Annotated in this window: 1 protein-coding gene; it reads right to left on the bottom strand. The window is 72.7% G+C overall.

The genetic code is table 11. The features are described from left to right. A partial coding sequence (locus D7Y04_RS43705; RefSeq protein WP_121763101.1) for a hypothetical protein occupies window positions 1-385 on the bottom strand: 385 nt, incomplete at both ends.

Genomic DNA, 385 nt, shown 5'->3' with positions numbered 1-385 from the left:
GCGAAGATGAGGATGAGCTTGCGGCCCAGCTCGGCGCCCACGGGGCGTTGGTCCGCGCTGGAGGCCAGCTGGTCCGGGTGCGCCCACGCACGCTGGAGCGCCTTACGGCGCTTCTTGCGCAGCACTTCCCCCCGGTGGCGGGAGCGGTAGATGGCCAGGCCCACGCCCGCGCCCACCAGCACCATGGCCACGGCGCCCGCGGCCACCAGCGCGCCGGTGTGCTGCTTCACCTGATAGCGGACGTCGAGGGCCCGCCCGCGCCGCCGGTCCAGCTCCTCCAACGTCAGCAGGAGCTCATCCCGGATGCGGTCCGCCGTCTGCTCCACCTGCTCGCGGTCATCCATGCCACGGGTGATGCGGTGGTCGACGTGGCGCTGACGCTCCA

It is taken from the genome of Corallococcus sp. AB038B, assembly GCF_003668955.1.
Taxonomy (GTDB): Bacteria; Myxococcota; Myxococcia; order Myxococcales; family Myxococcaceae; genus Corallococcus; species Corallococcus exiguus.
The sequence above is the reverse complement of the archived record's forward strand: the minus strand, read 5'-3'. Positions and strand labels throughout refer to the sequence as shown.